Origin of the sequence: Pseudomonas bijieensis (assembly GCF_013347965.1) — a bacterium.
Classification (GTDB): Bacteria; Pseudomonadota; Gammaproteobacteria; order Pseudomonadales; family Pseudomonadaceae; genus Aquipseudomonas; species Aquipseudomonas bijieensis.
The window spans coordinates 1,251,119-1,270,139 of the sequence record NZ_CP048810.1; the positions used below are offsets into that span (position 1 = coordinate 1,251,119).

At 63.1% G+C, this 19,021-nt stretch carries 5 protein-coding genes; 3 read left to right on the forward strand and 2 right to left on the reverse strand.

Translation table 11 applies throughout. The annotated features are described in order from the left end of the window. Nucleotides 1-105 precede the first annotated feature (105 nt). The gene (locus GN234_RS05235; RefSeq protein ID WP_116832219.1) at nucleotides 106-492 is read right to left on the reverse strand and encodes an EF-hand domain-containing protein; all 387 of its coding nucleotides are present in this window, start codon (nucleotides 490-492) and stop codon (nucleotides 106-108) included. Between the two features lie 292 nt (nucleotides 493-784). On the opposite strand from GN234_RS05235, the gene GN234_RS05240 reads away from it, so the two are divergent. From GN234_RS05240 to GN234_RS05250, 3 genes are all read left to right on the forward strand, one after another. Further along, nucleotides 785-2,584, forward strand: a complete 1,800-nt coding sequence (locus GN234_RS05240) for a thiamine pyrophosphate-requiring protein (protein WP_176688015.1) — start codon at nucleotides 785-787, stop codon at nucleotides 2,582-2,584. A gap of 11 nt (nucleotides 2,585-2,595) precedes the next feature. After that, on the forward strand, nucleotides 2,596-3,276 hold the full coding sequence (locus GN234_RS05245; protein ID WP_116832217.1) for a DUF2238 domain-containing protein: 681 nt from the start codon (nucleotides 2,596-2,598) through the stop codon (nucleotides 3,274-3,276). A 113-nt stretch (nucleotides 3,277-3,389) separates the two neighbouring features. Continuing rightward, nucleotides 3,390-5,963 (forward strand): bifunctional diguanylate cyclase/phosphodiesterase, encoded by a 2,574-nt coding sequence (locus GN234_RS05250; RefSeq protein ID WP_163853943.1) that lies wholly within the window; start codon nucleotides 3,390-3,392, stop codon nucleotides 5,961-5,963. A 285-nt stretch (nucleotides 5,964-6,248) separates the two neighbouring features. On the opposite strand, the gene GN234_RS05255 is transcribed toward GN234_RS05250, so the two are convergent. Next, a complete protein-coding gene (locus GN234_RS05255) occupies nucleotides 6,249-18,815 on the reverse strand; it encodes a filamentous hemagglutinin family protein (protein WP_176688016.1) in 12,567 nt (4,188 codons plus the stop codon). Nucleotides 18,816-19,021: the final 206 nt, after the last annotated feature.

The window sequence follows — 19,021 nt, forward strand, 5'->3', positions numbered from 1 at the left end:
GCCTGCTGCGCAGTCCAGCGGGAGCAAGCTCCCTCGCCACGGGTCCTTTGTCCGATGCCGCATCAGTGGGCTGGCATCAGCTCATCAGGCTCACCACCGGGCGAATCAGGACTCGATAGCCGCCCCACACTTGCCTTCGCCGCATTTGCCTTCCGCAGTCTTCGCCTGGGCCGACAGGTATTGCTTGGCTTCCGGCAACGAGATACCGCCGTCGTGGTTGGCGTCGATCTTGTCGAATTCAGCGGCGCGCTCCGGTGCCGCGGCGATGAACTCGTCGCGCGAGACCTTGCCATCGTGGTTGGTATCGGTCTTGGCGAACTTATCCTCGCCACACTTGCCTTCGGCGGGTTTCTTCACGGTATCGGCTGCCGCCAGGGTGTAGCCCTGGGCCAGGTCGTTCATGGTCAAGGCCGAAGCCGCCGTGGAAAGACCAAGGCCGCCGACCAGGGCCAGGCCGAGTGCAAGGGACGAATTTCGGGAGAAGTTGAGCATGGGGTAGTCCTCGAACGATCAATACGCCAGTCACCCGCACCGAGGCTCGGTGCCGGCTGGCTGGCGTAGTTAATCGCCGATGTGTATCCGGCCTGTGTCGCCGCTCCGGGTCTTCCTCAAGCCGATGTATCCGGGCCCGCGCGGTACACACTGCGATACACGCCTGCCCGGCCTCAGGTCCTTGACGTTGAAAAAATCGAAACCTTGGCAGACCTGCACCGGTCAAGTCCTGTATGAACGTCAACCGCTGCAGGTCGCGCCAAGCGACTGAGGCCCGAAACGAGGGACAGACATGAGCATGACCGTCGGTGATTTTCTGGTGGAACGTCTTTATGAATGGGGGGTTCGCCGTATCTATGGCTATCCGGGCGATGGCATCAACGGCGTCTTTGGCGCCTTGAACCGCGCCCAGGGAAAAATCCGCTTCATTCAGGCTCGCCACGAGGAAATGGCCGCGTTCATGGCCTGTGCCCACGCCAAGTTCACCGGCGAGCTGGGGGTCTGCATCGCCACCTCCGGTCCCGGCGCGCCCCACTTGGTGACCGGCCTCTACGACGCGCGGATGGACCACATGCCCGTGCTCGCCATCTGCGGCCAGCAGGCCCGCGCCGCGCTGGGCGGGCATTACCAGCAGGAACTGGACCTGGTCAGCCTGTTCAAGGACGTGGCCGGGGCGTTCGTACAGCAAGCCAGCGTGCCCGCCCAGGTGCGTCACTTGGTGGACCGCGCCGTACGCACGGCGGTGGGCGAGCGCCGGGTCACGGCGCTGATCCTGCCGAACGACCTCCAGGACATGGCATACACCCCGCCACCTCACAAGCATGGGACGGTTCACTCCGGCGTCGGCTATCGCAAACCCAGCATCGTCCCCTACGAAGAGGACCTGCGCAAAGCCGCCGAGGTCCTCAATGCCGGCAAGAAAGTCGCCATCCTGGTCGGTGCCGGAGCGCTGCATGCCACCGACGAAGTGATTACCATCGCCGAAAAGCTTGGCGCCGGCGTGGCCAAGGCGCTGTTGGGCAAGGCTGCCCTACCGGATGACCTGCCCTGGGTCACCGGCACCATCGGCCTGCTCGGCACCGAACCCAGCGACAACCTGATGGCCGGCTGCGACACGCTGCTGATGATCGGCTCCGGCTTCCCCTACGCCGAATTCCTGCCCCCTGAAGGCCAGGCCCGGGGTGTGCAGATCGACATTCAGGCGGACATGCTCAGCCTGCGCTATCCCATGGAGGTCAACCTGCACGGCGACAGCGTCGATACCTTGCGCGCCCTGCTGCCGTTGATCGAGGAAAAAACCGACCGCAGCTGGCGCAAGAAAATCGAACATTGGCGGGAACGCTGGGACCGGACCCTGGAAAAACGCGCCCGGGTATCCGCCAAGCCGATCAACCCGCAACGGGTCACCTTCGAACTGTCGCCACGGTTGCCGGAGCACGCCGTCATCACCTGTGATTCCGGCTCCTGCGCCAACTGGTTCGCCCGCGACCTGAAGATCCGCCGCGGCATGATGTGTTCACTGTCCGGTGGCCTGGCGTCGATGGGGGCGGCCGTGCCGTATGCCATCGCGGCGAAGTTCTGTCATCCGGAGCGACCGGTGATCGCCTTGGTGGGCGATGGCGCCATGCAGATGAACAACATGGCCGAGCTGATCACCGTCGCCAAATACTGGCGCACCTGGGCCAACGGCACTTGGATCTGCGCGGTGTTCAACAATCGGGATTTGAACCAGGTCACCTGGGAACAGCGGGTCATGGAGGGCGATCCGAAATTCGCCGCCTCCCAGGACATCCCCGACGTGCCCTACCACCTGTTCGCCGAATCCATTGGCTTGAAGGGCATCCTGGTGCTGCATGAGGACGACGTGGCCACGGCCTGGGAAACCGCGCTGGCGGCGGACCGTCCGGTGTTGATCGAGTTTCGCACCGATCCCGACGTGCCACCGCTGCCGCCGCACATCAAGCTGGAACAGGCGAAGAAGTTTGCCTCGACCCTGCTCCAGGGCGACCCGAACGAGCGAGGCATCGTGGTCGAGACCGCCAAGCAGGTATTGAGCAGCCTGCTGCCGGGCCATCCCACGGAGAAAAAGTGAGGCGTGACGCGATGCCAACCGTTGAGCTGCATCGTCGCTATGAACGGTCCCTGCTGCTGGTGTTCTGCGTGCTGTGGGGATGGTTGGCCATCGCGCCGCTGAAACGCAGCGACTGGCTGGCGGAGAACCTGCTGGTCATTGCGTTATTGATCGTCCTGGTGAGTGTTCATCGGCGATTCAGCTTTTCCCGGCTGTCCGCCACACTGCTGTTCGTGTTCCTCTGCATCCATGAAGTCGGCGCCCACTACACCTATGCCAAGGTGCCTTACAACCAATGGTGGCAGGCCCTGACCGGGGGCCAGTCGCTGGACCAACTCATGGGTTTCCAGCGCAACCAATTCGATCGGCTGGTGCATTTCAGCTACGGCCTGCTGCTGGCCTATCCGCTGCGCGAGGTTTTGCTGCGGGTTGCGCCAGCAACGGGGTTCAGGGGCTATTTCCTGGCCTGGAGCCTGATCCTCGCGTCGTCGGCCATTTACGAGATCATCGAGTGGTTGGGCGGTGCCTATATCGGCGGCGACACCGCCAAGGCCTTTGTCGGCGCCCAACAAGACCCGTGGGACTCGCAAAAGGACATGGCCTTGGCCGCGCTTGCCGCATTCATCGCCCTACTGGCCGCCGCCGGGGTCAATTACCTGCGTCAACGGGATCTCGCCCTCGAGTGGGCCTCACGCTTCAAGGCCCGCACATGACGAAGACAACACAGCCTGTCGGCCCCTTCGTTAACACGACTAAGTAATTCAGCCTACCCGCCGATATAAGACAGGTGCGGGTGAAATCGCTTTTTGGCTGATGACTTATCTTTATGATTGAAAATACTGGCAATGACTCGACTGTCCTTTCCCCGGGCTCGCCAACCCGAAGCTTCACCCGTCGCACGTTCCCGGCCATCATGCTCCTGCTGTTTGTCATGTCTGCACTGGCGATCGCCGTGCTGCTCAACATCACCGGCGCCCAGGACCGGCGCGCCCGTGAACAGAGCCTGTTTTTCGCCCAGCGGGCCATCGACGGGATCCGCACCGGCATCGGCCGGGACCTGAGCGACTATTCCAAGTGGAGCGACGCCTACCGGCACCTGCATGTCGAGGTCGACAAGGAATGGGCCTATGACCAGGAAAACGTCGGTAGCAGCGTGTATTCGCTCTACGGTTACCAGGCGGTGTTTGTCATTTCTCCGACCGGCAAGACCGTCTATTCGGTGATCGATGGCCAGATGAGCGATGTCGATGCCGACACCTGGCTGACCGGCGACCTGCGCGCCCTGTGGAACAAAGCCAGCACTGCGGAAAATCACGACGAAGTGGTCGTCGAGATGCTGCACCACCAGGACGCCCCGGCGTTCGTCGCCGTGTCCGCCATCACCACCGGCACGGACAACAGCGTGGCGCAAATTCCCGGCCCGCCCAGCCTGATGCTCTTCGTCAAGGTTTTGGACCCCGGCGCCCTGGAAATCCTGGCTCGGGACTTCGCCCTGCCCGATGCCCATATCGCCAGGACCCCGGGCCCGGCCGATACCGCCCAACTGCTGCTCGACAACCTGACCCTGGAAGCCCTGGCCTGGCGACCGCAAACCCCGGGCCAGGATTTGCGCAAGATCCTCTTGCCCTTGCTGGCCCTGGCGTTATTGGTGCTGGGGATTCTGGCGCTGGCCGTTCTACGCCATGCCCTGGCCATGCTCCGCGCCCAGGAGCGCCAGTACGCCAGCCTGCTGGCCCACCGCAAGGCATTGGAACGCAGTGAAGAGCGTTTCCGCGACATTGCCGAAGTGTCCTCTGACTGGTTATGGGAAGTCGATTCGACCGGAACGCTGACTTACCTGTCGGAACGTTTTGAACAAGTGACCGGGTTCAGCCCCACGGAATGGCTGGGCAAACCGCTGCACCGGCTGCTCCACCCCCATGGCGGCTCGATCTCGATTGCCCAATGGCTGCTCGGCGGTGCCAACAGCCTCTCTTCGGCGCCGCTGCTGTGCGAGTACATCGCGCGCAACCAGCGCGTCCGCACCTGCAAACTCTCGGTACGGGCCATCGAAGCCGGCACCCTGGGCTTTCGCGGCACCGCCACCGACATCACCGATGAGTTGCGGGCGCTGGCCCAGATCAAGCATCTTTCCCTGCATGATCCACTGACCGGGCTGGCGAACCGAAACCGTCTGTTCGATTGCCTGCGCGAACACCTGGGCCACCCCGATCACCCGCCCCTGGCGCTGCTGAACCTGGACATGGACCGATTCAAGCCGGTCAACGACTCCCTGGGTCATGCCGTGGGCGATAAAGTGCTCAAGGAAGTGGCGCATATCCTCCAGCAAAACGTGCGCGGCACTGATCTGGTAGCGCGCCTGGGCGGTGATGAATTTGTCATTATCATGCCCGATCCGGGCGATGCCGACGCTCTCGATCAACTCTGTGAACGACTGATCGATTGCATGCAACGGCCCATGCACCTGGACGGCAATACGCTGTACCTGGGAGTGAGCATCGGTGTCGCCTGGTCACAGCCCGGTGACGAACGTGCCGATGAACTGTTGCGCCGCGCCGATATCGCCTTGTATGCGGCCAAGGCAGCCGGCCGCAATACCTGGCGCGTGTATGTTGAAGCGATGGGCAACCTGGCCCGCGACCGCCGGCGGTACGAACAGCAACTGCGCGATGCCATGCAACGGGACCAACTGGAACTGCGCTACTTGCCGCGCTTCGACGTGAGCGCCGAGCAACTGCACGGTTTCGAAGCCCAGACCTTCTGGCACCATCCCGAGAAAGGTGAACTGGGTGGGGCCGACTTCATACCGGTGGCCGAAACCTCGGGCCAGCTCGAAGAACTGGGCACCTGGATGTTGATCAACGTCTGTGAAGAGGCCGCCACCTGGCCGAGCGCCGTCAATGTCTCCATCGCGGTTTCACCCCGCTGGTTCAACAGCAGCTTCCTGCTCAACCAGGTGCAAGAGGCCCTCGAAGCGAGTGGCCTGGAGCCTCACCGGCTGACCCTGGAAGTGGCCGAAGGGGTCCTGCTGGCCGACCACAAGACCGTCGCCAGCACCCTCCATGCGCTCAAGGACCTCGGCGTGCGGATCAACATCGACAAATTCGGCACCAGCATCGCCTCCCTTCGCGAGGTACTGGACCAGCCGTTCGATGGCATCCGTTTCGATCGCAACATCCTGTCGCAGCTGGGCCTGGAGGACGACAAGGAAGGCGTCCTGGCGATGATCCGGTTGAGCCGCAGCGTAGGGCTCATGGTCACCGCCGAAGGCATCGAAAACGCCCGGCAATTCAGCCAACTGCGCAACGTAGCCTGCGACCATGTCCAGGGCCCCTACTTCGGCGCGGCACTGGCCCGCTCGGAAATGGCCTTGTTCTTCACCACGCCGCGGTGGCTGTAACTCACCTCCCCACCGCTATCGCGAGCAGGCTCGCTCCCACAATGGGCCTGTATCGGACCCAAAACCTGAGGTCACCCAATGACCCTGTGGGAGCGGGCTTGCTCGCGAAGGCAATGGACCTGCTGGCATATAGGTTGGCTGTGCCAACGTCTTCGCGAGCAAGCCCGCTCCCACAATGGACCTTGTGGTGCATGCAAAACTCATGAACACCTCAAGTACCCCGTGGGAGCGAGCCTGCTCGCGATGACGCCGGCACAGCCACCCTCGCTGCAAGCTCAAATCCCCTTACAAGCTCAACCGCCCCCGCTCCTCCTCCGTCAACCGCTGGCGGTTCTGCTCGTCCAACGGCCCTGCGCCCAATACCTGTACCGGGCTGGCCGGGTCGTAGGCCCGAGGCGCCTCGCGGCTGGCGCCGTCGCGGGACGGGGCCAGTTGCTCGGAGCCGAAACTCACCACCTGCACGGTGAACACCGACGCCTGGTTCTGCCGCGCCGCGTTCTGCTGCTGGCGGGCCACGTCTTCAGCCGCCTGCGTCGCCGAAGACGCCGCTGAACTGGCCGAGGTAATGGCCCCGGTGTTCACCGAGGCCGCCAGCGGCACGCCGGTGGATTTGCCCTGGGTCTGAATGTTCGCCGCGTTCACCACGGTCAACGCCGCAATGTTGACGTTGCCCGACACCCGAATCCCCGCCTCGCCCGCGTCGATGGTGCCCAACGGCGCGATCAGGTCTATATCCCCCGGTGCCACTTCGGCAATCGGGTTGAGGGTGGCGATACCCGCGCCGGTACTCGGCACCGATGGCGACAGGGTCACGTTGCCCCAGGTGTCGTACAAGCGCTTGGGCGGCGTGTACACCACGGTGGTCTTCGAACCACGGCCGGCGTTGATGTCGCCCTGGGCCGACCAGCCGAGGATCGAACCGCCGAAGGTGGTCATGATCCGGCTCTGCCCCAGCAGGATGCTGTCATGCGCATACAACTGGATATCGCCCTCGCCCTGGGTGATGACCCCGGCGGTGGACGGCGGCGCGTTGCCCTCGATGCCGAAGGTTTGCCCGCCACCCGGGGTGAGCATCTGGATACTGCCACCGAAATCGGTATGCACACCCGCTCCGCCGAACATCGTGATATCGCCTTTATAGGTAATCGCGTTACCCGCCACATCCTTGCTCGGGAACAACAAGTCGATGGCCTCCCGCCCGCGCAAGTAGCTGCCCTGGCGCACACCGCCGGCTTCGTTGTACTCACGGCCAGCGGCCTTGAGTTCGGCAAAGTACACATCGCGGGCAAACACCCGCTGCTGCTCGGCCGGCAACGCCGCGAAGAAGCTGCGGGCCTGCTCGGTGTCACCGCTGAAGCCGAAGCGTTTCTCTAGCCAGTCCACCAACTCGGCCTCGTAGGTCTTGGCGACCTTGCCGTCCTGGTTCGCCAGGGGCACACCGGCCAAGGCCTGGTTGGCCGGGTCCAGGTAAGCCTTGACGAAGCGCTGGTAATCCGCGCCGTTGAGGCCCGCGCCGGCTTGCAGCACCAGGCTCGCGCCCGAGCGCGAATCCCCTGGCACCACCGCGCCGATACTGGTGATGCTGACTTTGTCGTCCATCAGGATATTGCGCCCGGCAGTGATCTCCAGCAGGCCGGGGCCGGCGACGTTGAAGTTGCTGTAGAGGATGTCGCGCCCGGCGGAGACGATGGAGATGTCGGTGGCGTTGTTGTGGATGAAGAGGTTGCCGGTGCTGGTGTAGGCCCCTACGTCGGGAAGACCTCCTTTACCACCACTCAGCGGTGTACCGCTGCTGACGATGTCTCGTCCGGCCATCATTCGCACAGAGCCTGTGCCTTCGTAATAAGTCTGTCCGAGTCGGCTGTCGTTCGTGGTGGTAAACGTCATCGCCCGCCCGCTATTGACGGCCAGCAAGTCGCCCTTGATCGCGTAGAAACGAGCTGGATCGGAGTTGAGGGCCCATTCGCTGGAGGCGCTGCTGCTGTCAAAGGCAAACAAGGGCAACGTACTTGCGTCTGGAGGAACACGATTAGCATCGGCGGAGAGATTGCTGACCACCACGCTGCCATTGACGCGTCCCATAAAGGCTGGTCGCAGCGGTGTGGCCATGGCTGTAGACGAGGCGCCGGAGCGACTGACCGTCAGGTCGCCGCCATAGATGGAATCGCCGGCGAGGAACTGCAGTTCACTATTGATGCCGGGTGCGAGCAACAACGCAGGGCGATTGCTGCCGTCATAGTTCCCCCTGTCCAGACGCATGGCCTCGCCATAATAAAGACTGCCGCTGGCTGCTACAGCTCGCAGGATCGACGGATAAACCACCGCCAGGTCCGTCTCGATTTCTGACACCAAAGGGGTCAGATTGCCTCCGGATGACCACAAATCAATCGCCGTATTGGCGGTCCACAAAGTAAACCAACTCGTACCCGATCCGTTCGTCGCACCACTTTTGAAGGGTGAGACGCTCATCATCGGCGCCCGGCCCGGGTCGGCAACGTCCATCACGACCAGGTCGCCCAACGTACGCAGATCGAAGGTAGCATCACCTGGCATGAGGGTCAGTCCACCGGTTGCAGATCCTCGTGTGGACTTGAAGGAGTCGTAGGCCCGCGTTTCTCCAGGAGATTGCACAGGGGCCCTGTTGCCGTAGAGCAGGTCGATACGACCAATGGCGCCACTATCGATTTGGGCGTGTCCTCGCAAATTGATGACCGCGCCATTGAGGTGCCCGGTCGCGAACACGCTATTGGGGTTCAAGGCGCCACTTACACGCAGATTGAGATCACCACCGCCGGTCAATTGCAGGCTGCCATCTGTGCCCACGCGACCAGTGCTGCCCACGGCAAACACCAATCCTTGGCTGCGGCTGTTGCTGCGCGGGTCGAGGAGACTCCCTGCCATTTTTTCAAGCACCCCGGCATCGCCCGCGACCTGAACATTCAGGTTACCGCCGCCCAAGGTACCAAACCCCGTAAATCCGACCATCAAGTCAGCCTTGCCATTCTGTGCTGCGGTATAGCTCCCGAAATTGATCCACCAGGCAGCGGGTTGTGCCTGGGTACCGGTGGAGACTGAACCATTGCCTTGGCGCCACAGCCAATTTCCGACACTGGCTGTGTCATACCCCAAGTCACCGGGATTAGGTCGTGTGTTACCGCTGCCAGTCAGCACATCCATTGTATTGCCGGTCAGACTACCGCCGACATTCAAAGTCAGGTTGCCGCCGAAGTCCGGGTACCAGGCACGATAAAGACTGTTGGTACCGCCATCCACAAACTGCTCGTTTTCACCCAGCGCATCATTGAGCACCTTACCCGCCGCCCCCAGCGCCTTGGGCTGATTGTACGGGTCGTTGGCATAAGTCTCGCTGGCTGAACTACCGGCGGTATAAACGCCGTACAGCGAATCCATTTTCAGATCACCTGCCGACAGCAGCTCAAGGTCTGCCGCGCCGGTACGGATGACACTCCAACGTTGGCTGCCAGGCTTATATTCTGTTTGCCCTACAGCTTTGCAGAACGATGGCGTTTCATCACACATTCCCGGATAGGCAACGTTCTCAAAATCAATCGGCTGACCCGCGTAACTCGGATCCCCCAGGAAGTTTTCCGCCCCCTCCTCCGTCCAGACAAAACCGCTACTGGCCTTGCAAAATGACGGGCTGTCTTCACACATTCCCGGGTAAGCAACGTTCTCAAAATCAATGAATTTGCCTGCCAGGCTCGGGTCTCCGAAGTTTTCCGCCCCTTCTTCGGTCCACACCAACCCCCCAGCCCCGGCCTTGCCAAACATGCCGTAGTGACTATCGGCCAAATGAAGATCACCACCCGCCAACACAGGCTGCACGACCCGACTGTCCGCCGCCCGCGTATCGGCACCGGCCACCAGTCGCAGTGACCAAGACTGCGAACCTTCGGCCAGCATCGGCGCGATGGCCCAGTTGCTCCCCGCCACTTCCGGGCGCAACTGCACCGACTCCACTCCGGCCGGCAACTTGATGTCGGTACCCGACGGGATTTTCGACCCCACACTCAACGCCAGGGTACCGTTGAGCCGCAGGACATTGGTCAAGCCATTGCTCGCGTCCGCAATGCCTGGCAAGGCAACACCTTTGGGCCAGATCAGGCTGCCAATGGTTGCACTGCTACCCAGCAAACTGCCCGCCCCCAATACTGTGCCCGCTTCAAGGGTTTGAGTCGAAGCCAATAACGTGCCGGCCGCGAACAACAGGTTACCCGAGGCGTCATGTACCGCCGCCGCCAGCACAGTGCCCGCCGGCAGCACCAAGGGCTGATCCAGCGTCGCGGCTACAGGCAGACGTGTTCCCGCCGCCAGGGTGGCGCCCTTGAGCGGCACGTCGAAGTTGAGCACGGAGCCGGCCGGAAACGCCGTGTCATCCGCCAGGGTCACACCGGTACCGGGCACGACAATATCGCCCGCCGCGAAATCAATGCCCGGCAACAGCACCCAGCCCTTGTCGTCGTTGGTGCCGGGCGGCTGGGCGAACCCGTCGGTGATGCTGCCGTAGATGTTCAGGTCACCCCCGGCCCGCAGTGTCAGGCTGCCGGATTCGCCAGAGCCGTAGACTCCGCTCAGGACACTATGCGGATTGAGGCTCTCATAACGATAGCGCGACAGGTCCAGGTCACCCTGGACCACCAGGTCACCGTCGGCCGTCGCACTCACCACCTCCACACCGGGGCGCAGATGCAACACGTCGCGATAGCGGCTGTTGTTCAACCCGACGAGTTTGCGCTGCAACAGATCATCGTTGTCGAGGGCGTTAGTGATAAAAACAGCGTTGTCGTCATGCACATCATCCAGCCACGCTTGATTGATGACCTGATAAGGCTTGCCGCTGGCCGCCGGCACGTCAATCAGCGGCGCGTCGCTGTATTGCCACATGGCAACCAGCGAGATCGAGCGGGCACCTTGAATATCCAGGGCGCCACTGGCATCGACTGCCACGTCGCCACCCGACACGCCACCCAATCGTGGTGCACTGAGCTGCAACGTGCCGCGAGCACGACCGTCATTCATGCCGGGCGCACCGCCTAGCGCGACCTCGGTACCGTGACGCAGGTCGATGCGGGCGCCGTTACCCAAGCTCAGGAGGCCTTCCCGAGCGGTCAAGTCGACAATGGCACGGTTCGGCGATTCGATGATCTTGCCGTAGCTGTCCACCCGCAGGCGTCGACCATGGGCGTCGAGCACCGCGCCGCTGCCCAAAGTCAGGGCATTTTGGGCGGCCAAATAAATACTGCCGACCCGCTCACCGCTGGCGTCGACCTTGCCGTTGACCAGCAGGCTGCCATTGTCCAGCGACACGCTGAGGGTGGAGGCCTTGAGTTCGTTGCCGATCACCAGGTCGCCTTGCTTGAGTTGAAAACCACGGGAACCGAATACCTGCCCGTCGTTCAGCCGTTGGTTCAACGCCGCGAACTGCTCACTGAGGCTACCGCTGCCGCCCAGGCGCTGGGCCTGGATCTCCACTCCGCCGGCCAGGTACGGCATGGCGGTGCCGCCGGCGTCATATTCGCCCGTGCTGCTGCCGAGAATCCGCCCCTGCAAATCAACGATCCCGGCGGCCTCGTCCAGGGCCACGGCGCTGAGCCGGCCAGCCTGATTGTTACGGGCCGAAAGGTCGATGCTTGAGCCATCCGCCTGGCGGATGTTGCCGTTCTGGCTTTGCAGGATCACTTCGCCACCGGCGCTGTAGCGTGTCACATCGTTGAAGGTGACCGTGCGGCCTGCCACGTCGATCAGCGCCTCATCGGCCAGGGTCAGATCATCCGTCGCGCTGAGGGTCAGCTTGCCGCTGGGCAGTACCACCGCACTGGCCAGGTTGAGGCTCGCCCCCTTGAGGGACAACTCGCCTCCAAGCCCGGAGACGGTGCTCGGCGTAGCGCTCGCACCCGTCACGTTAAGCGTGCCGCCCGCGGTGATGCGGTTGACCGAGCCGGCTTCACCAGTCAGCAATGGGGTGAGGATATTCAGGTTGCCGCCGTTGTAGGCGTAGCCTGTTTTCGCGTCATAGGCCCCCTGGCTTTGATACACCGCCAAGCTGCCTTTGTGGTTGGCCGTCAGGCGTTCGCTGGCGCTGAGGTTGACGTTGGCGAATCCCAGGGCAAGGCGGTTCAGGGTGGTGACCGAGCTGGGCTGGGCAAAGTCACCATAGCCGAATTCGATCCGCTGGGCCTGGATGTCCAGGCGACCGGCGCCGGTGCCGGCCCCACCGGCAATCACCGACCCCGGCGCGCCGACAGCGCCGTTCCAGATCAGGTTGGCGGTGCGAATGGTCGCCACGTCATTGGCACTGCCAGCGCCATAAATGGCCGGAGTGCTGAGCATCAGGTTATTCAGGCGCGACTTGCCTGTTGTCGGGTCATAGGTGTCGAGACTGACGGTGCCGTAGAAATTCAGCGCCTCACGGGCCGACAGTTCCAGGGTTTCCAGTGCCGGGGCACCGTATTGGATATCCCCGCGCAACAGGCGATCGAGCACGGTCTGGCTCAGGGTCAGACCTGCCGGCAAGACCTGGCGCGTCGCCGCGTCGCTGAGTGCCTGGGCAGTGCCGACGTTGATGTTGCTCAGGGCCAGGGTCAGGTGGCGGGTACCGTAGCGCACTTGGTCGTTCAACTGCAGACCGCCGCCGGTGGCGGCGACAATGCTGCCTTCGGAGTGAATCCGCGTGACGCCACTGCACGACGTCAGGCTACAGCCGCCTATGTTGACAGAGCCGCTGCTACCCGACGGAGGTGCCAACACATTGAGCAAGCCATTGGAGGCTGCCAGCATGTTGAAGTCTTTAAGCAAGCTATAAATAAAGCCATCACGGGCATCGTAAGCAGCTGCTCCACGACCAATGGTATTGATGGCGGCGCCTTGTTCCACCAACACCTCACCGCCACTGGCAAGCAGGAAAACCTCCGGCGCCGCCAGCGTCGCCCCTTCCCGCAAAATCACATTGCGCGACATATCAAACTGGGGGATGACATAGTTTCCGCTCTGGCCGTAACTAATCGAAAATAGCCCACCGATCACCTGACGCGAAGCGTTCAGCGCATTGAGGCTTTCGGCATTGAGGGTCACGCCCTCGAAACCGGCCGTGGCCCCTCGTCCATCAGCAACCACCTCCAGTGCGCTGCCGGTGCTCCCAACCACTGCGACGATACCGCCGTAGCCCCCTTTCTGGGGCGCGAACTTACCGATACCCTTGAAGGAGAACGCCTGGTCTCCGGCCCCGGCGGACAGACTCAACTTCAGGGTCTTGGCGTCTATCGGCAACATCGCCCGAGGCACGCCCAGGCGTGCTGCGTCGGCCATGGCGAATTGTGCGTAGCTGGTTTCGTTGTATTGCGAGTAACGACGCAGCACCTCTCCCGACGTCAGGATGACCTGGCTGGACAAACTGTTACGCTGCCCGGTATTGGCGACCGACAGCACCCCGGCGGTGGTCCAGGAGCCGTTGCGCATCTGCTGCGCGCCCGTTGTGGAGCCTTGCCCCGCCAAGCCATTGACCTCGACTCGGAATGCCCCCGGCAGCAAAGCATAAGTGGAAGGCATCAAGGTATAGGTACCCGCCGCCAACCCGGGAACACCGGCACTGATGGTGATCTGCTGGCCCACCCGCGGATCCACCGCACCGCCTTCCGGGGCGACGGGCGCATAAGCACTCTGGTTGCCTGGCACGATGGCGTAGACCGGATTGGTGGACAGTCCCGGCAGGGTGAAGCCGCCGTTGGCGCCAATCTGGACCAACGGGTTGAAACGCGCATCGGTGGAACCGCCACGGCCAGAGATGAAACCGGCGCCGAGCAGTTCACCGCCTCCCGAAAGGTCAAGGACCGAACCTTCCTGGGCCGCCACCGACTTACCGCCCAGAATCACGCCGATGTTAAGGTCGCCAGTGGTGGAAGGCACCGCGCCTTGCCCCAGCAACACAACCTTCTTGCCAGCGTACTGATAACTCTGGCCATCGACCGTGCCGCCATAAGGCAGGACCAGACCCTGGCCACTGACCGACGTCAAGCTGCCCGGCAGCAAGTCCACCCGGGCGGACACACCCGCCAAGCTGTTGTTGGTACCGACTTCAAGCAACCCCAACGGCGCACGTACGACCCCACCTTGTTCGATCTTCGCGCTGCCCAATTGCAAGCGACCGAACACCGAATAAGGTACCTGGGGGACGACCTGGGTGGTACGGCTGATCACCAAGCTGCGCGTCGGATCGTACAGGGGGATGTTGCTAACAGGATCGCGCCCCCAGCCATACCCGGCCAAAACACGAGCGCCTACACCGGTCGCTGGGTACAGTTGGGCCGCCTGCAAGATCATGTCCGCAGACGTCACCAGTTGAGTGGTGAAACCTTCGGGCAACCCTTCGCCCGAGAACCCGGCCAGGAATCGCACATCCCCCCGACTGCTTAACTGAACCCGGTCAAAACCGGCGCGCTCCAACTCGACGGTGCTGCCGTCGGCCTGCCGCACGGCCCCCTTGCTACTGAAGGTCACGTTACCCTGCACATCCAGCAGGTCTGCGTTGACAGAACACACGGCCTTGTTCATTTGCAACGATACGCCGCCATCGACCACCGGCCGGACATAGTTGTCCCTGTTTAGAAGGTTGGCCGCGGGGCCCGACAGCAGTACATGGGAAGCATTGAGTTGAGCCCGGGCATTTGGCGCGTCTGCACTCGTTACAAAACTGCGGGCATACAGGCTCAAGCTTTGGCCAAGGGACAGCGACACGTCACCCTCGATGCTCAGCAGCCCGTTGCTCAACAGCGCCAGGCTGTCGAAGCCACCCGACTGGACCTGATCAACGCCCAATCGCCCGTAACCGTAGACCAACGAGTCCGCCGCCGTCTCGGCATTACCTTCCAGCAAGCTCGCAGGCGCGGTTTGTCCCAGCACCAGCTCACGCACTTTCATCACTCGGTCGCTGGCTGCATTTTTCACGTAGTAAGGTGTTTCCAGTGCCACCGACAACTTGCCGCCCGCCGCCCCTGCCCCACCCGAACGAGCGCTGAAATCGCCATCCAGGTACAAACCATTGGCCGATGCCAGGGAAATACTGCCGCCATTGCTCGCCACCGCCGTGCGGCCCTGGCCGGCGATATCCAGCACGGCCTGGCTTCCATCCGCTTGCAGACGCGCACCCTCGCGCACCACGACAAACAGTTCGGATGCGGAAGCCGAACCCTTCGCGGCATCGATCTGGCCGCCGATGACAATCTGCCCGCCGTCGCGCACCAGGCCGTACGTCTGGCCGCGCATATCCTGGGCGGTCACGGCGCGACTGGAGACGTCGATCAGCGCCTGTTCGCCGAGCCAAATGGAACGACCGTGGCCCTGGGCATTGGCCCCTTCGCCGTCCGCACCAATAACGCTCAACCCGGTGAGGCTGACCCGCCCACCCCACGCATTAAGGGTACCGTTGGCAGTCAATTGACCGATGCTGCGCACGTCGATGCCCTGCCCCGGATCGACGCTGATCACGCTGCCCTTGCCCAGGTTCAACACCGTGCTGGCCATGTCGGCGGCGCTGGCGTTCGCGGAACCGGCAGTGAGGCTCAGGCTCGCGCCGCGACGCTGGGTCAGGACGCCTTTGATCGCATCTTCCTGATACAGCTCCGGCGTCCAGCGCTGCAAAGCCTCGACCGGTTCTGCATCGCTGCCGGTGCTCAACGCCTGCTCGCCAAAACGGTACACCGGCATCGTCACATCGACCTGGGTTCCGTCGGCCACGGTCAGGCCTTGGTTACCGGTAATGTCATAGGCGGAGAAACCCTTGTCGAAGAAATCACCGCCCAGTTGCAGGGTACCCGGTTCAAGCGGCGAGCCGCTGTTGCCGATCAGCACTTTACTGGCCGCCAGCGTCAAGGTCCCGCCGCCATTCACGCCGGTGCCGCGCAGTTCACCGTCAAGGTTCAAGGCGCCGTTACCGGAGAATGTACCGGTACTGGCGGTCAGGGTCAGGTCACCGCCCTTGCCACCGCGGGTCTTGCCATCGGCCATGACCGCAGCACCGGAGCTGACGTCGATCAGGCTGCCCTGGCGCACATCGATGTCGCCGCTGCTGCGCACGGATACAGTGCCGCCATTGAGGAACGGCAGGCCCTGGCGATCGTTGCCGTCGAGTAGCAGGTTGCTCCACCGGCCAGCGGTGTTCAACGTCACGCCCTCGCCCAACGTGACCACAGCACGCTGACCGGTGACAGGCGAAAGCACGACGTCTCCCATCTGGAAGTTATCGGCTCTGACCTGTTTAAGCACGTTCCCCAAGGCAATACGCCCACCACGGGCGGTCAGGTCGGCGTTCACTTCCACCTGCGGCGCATAAAGCGTGATATCCCCGCCATCGGCCACCTTGAGCGTGCCATCGACTTTGATGCCTTGCGCCGCTGCCACCTTGACCGCGCCGAGCTGGAAGCCATTGAGCAGTTCGTTATCCAGCACCAACTTGCCTTGCCGGTCGCTGCCGACCGCCGAGGTCAGGTCCAGGCCTGCGGCAATCTTCTCGGTGACCTTGCCGACGGTGACCTGATCGAAGGTGGGGTTCAAGCCACTGTTGATCACGCCGCTGGTCTTGTCATAGATCGGCGTGTAGCTGCCCACCCACAACTGCGCCCGGCGGGCCACGGCGTTTTGTGATTGCTGGTAGCCGTCGAGGTTGAGATTCGGCGCCTGGGTCTGGCGTTCGCCCTGATAGACCTCGCCGACAATCTGGCCTTCCAGCACCGCGTTGCGGGTCGACACCACCAGCTTGCCTGCATCGCGGCCAACGGTGTAGCCGGCCTCGAAGCGCTCGCGCGGGGCGATCAGCGGGTTGTAGTAGTAATCGGTCTGGCCCCAACGTTGGCTGTGGTCTTCGTAGCCTTTGTAGATGCCGGTATAGAGCATGTCCCCCGGCGCCTTGGACAATTCATACAAACGCCCGTCGGCGCCCTTGAGCCAGGACTGGCGCACGTAGCCGCTCTGCACATCCAAGGTGCCACCGGACAGGTTCAGTTGCGCTGCCTGCTGGGTCACCACGTCGTTGCCGGTGAAGGTCAGCGTACCGCCTTGTGCCGCCCATTCGCCGACACTGTGGCCCCGAGTGCCCAGGTAACCGCCGACCTCCAGCAACCCACCCGCCGTGTACCAACGGTCAGTGGCGTAGCCGTTGGTGCCCGCCGGCACGTAGATCAAGTCACGCACGTCGACCCAGACATCGTTGTTGGTCAGTTTGCCGCCGTCGCGGTTCACCGGTGCGTCGCGCTGCTCGTTGCCCTGGACGTTGACCTTGATGGAGTTGGACTCCATCGCTACCTTGACGCCGATGGCGCCGGACACATCGATCACCGCGCCATCGCGCACCAGGCTGCGACCGGCGGCGCTGACCGCGACCTGTCCGCCAGTGGCCAGGGTGATGGAGCCGTTCTGGAAGTCGACGCTGCCGCCGCTGACGATCTCGACCCGCGACTGATCGGTGCGGTCCACCACGCTGCTGAGGTTGTTGAACTGACCGGTGATCAGGTTGTTCGGCGTGCCATCCAGGCCGGCCGGTCCGGCATTGCGCTGGCTGTCCAGGGCGCTGCCGCCCGTGGTATCGAGCAGCACCGCCGTGGCGCTGCCCCGCCCCAGGGTCACGCTGCCGGTGCTGTCGTTGAAGGCATTGAGTAGATGCACGGTGCCACGGGTGTCTACTGAGCTGGTGGCGACAACCACGCCGTTCTGCTCGACCCGGTGCCCGGTGAGGGTGATGTCGCCGGTGCTGGCCTGGATCAGGCCGCTGTTGATCACCGTGCCGGCGCTGCTGCCGGGCTTGAGAGATGTCGCGACCTCGTTGCCACGGGTAGTAGAACGCAGGTTGCCGCTGGTGCCCTGGCCGCGCCGGATATAAAAACTGTCACCCGCCGCCAGGGTGGTCTGGCCCTTGGAGGTGATGATGGAGCCGGCGTTCTCCACTTCGCTACCCAGCAGCAAGGCATAGCCGCCCCCGGCCGTGGAGGTGGCGGCACGATGGGTTTCGATCAGTGCGCCCTGCTGCACTTCGACCTTGCCGGCGGCGTCGGTGAAGGTCGGTTGGCTGCCGGTGGCATCGACGTACAAGCCACGCTTGCTGAATTGCTCATCGCTGACATTGGCCGCCACCGCCGCCAGGTTGCGCACGTTGACCTGGCTGCTGCCGCTGAAAATGATGCCGTTGCGGTTGACCAGCATCACCGTACCGTTGCCTTTGATCTGGCCCTGGATCTGGCTTGGCCGGGCCTGGGGGTCGTTGACCCGGTTGAGCACGGCCCAGTCCGATTGCTGCTGGAAATCCACCGTGGTATTGCGCCCGACGTTGAAGGTTTCCCAGTTGAGAATCGCCTTGTCGGCGGTCTGCTCGATGGTCACCGTGGTCTTGCCGCCGGCCTGGGTCTGCTGCGGTCCCTTGGCGTTGTGCCAACCCTGGGTCAGGCTGTTGTCGACCTTGAGCCCTCCCTCGCCCAAGCCGTCCGGCACGGTCTGCACCTGCCCGAACGCCGCTTGGCGTCCCGCGGCCTGGGCCGCCTGCTGGGCCGCGATGGCGGCCACGGTGTTGTTGAGATTGGTCAACGACCGCTGCAACTGCGCATTGGCCCGTTGCTGCTGCGCCAGGGGCGGCGGCATGCCTGGCTGCGCCGTCGTGGGCCGCCCCGCGCCACCGGCCTGGGACGCCCCCTTGGCGGCAAACCAGGCCGAACTGAACGCCGTGGCCGCGTGGGCATTGCCGGCCACCATCAGCAGGGCAATGGCCTGGGCCAGCGGTTTGAGCCGCAACATCGACAACTGGTCATCGCGACGTGGAGCATTCAGGTTCGTCTGGGGTTTGCAGCGCAGCATCCTACTCATCCTTTCGGGTTCGCTCTAAGGGGCGCAACGCAGTGCCATCAAGCTGCCAGCGTTGGTTATAGGGGATAGGCGGTTACAGAGGGGCGGGACCGAACGCTTGTCATGAAAATTTCATGTGGCTGTGTCGGTACGGATGTCAGGCAAAGATCGCAACGACTTGCGCCGTTGCTGATCGATGTTTTGAGTTGCTCCCAGCA

Bases quoted from the DNA above. Each gene is read 5' to 3' on its own strand.
- GN234_RS05235 (WP_116832219.1), bottom strand. From the start codon at position 492: ATGCTCAACTTCTCCCGAAATTCGTCCCTTGCACTCGGCCTGGCCCTG.
- GN234_RS05240 (WP_176688015.1), top strand. From the start codon at position 785: ATGAGCATGACCGTCGGTGATTTTCTGGTGGAACGTCTTTATGAATGG.
- GN234_RS05245 (WP_116832217.1), top strand. From the start codon at position 2,596: ATGCCAACCGTTGAGCTGCATCGTCGCTATGAACGGTCCCTGCTGCTG.
- GN234_RS05250 (WP_163853943.1), top strand. From the start codon at position 3,390: ATGATTGAAAATACTGGCAATGACTCGACTGTCCTTTCCCCGGGCTCG.
- GN234_RS05255 (WP_176688016.1), bottom strand. From the start codon at position 18,815: ATGCTGCGCTGCAAACCCCAGACGAACCTGAATGCTCCACGTCGCGAT.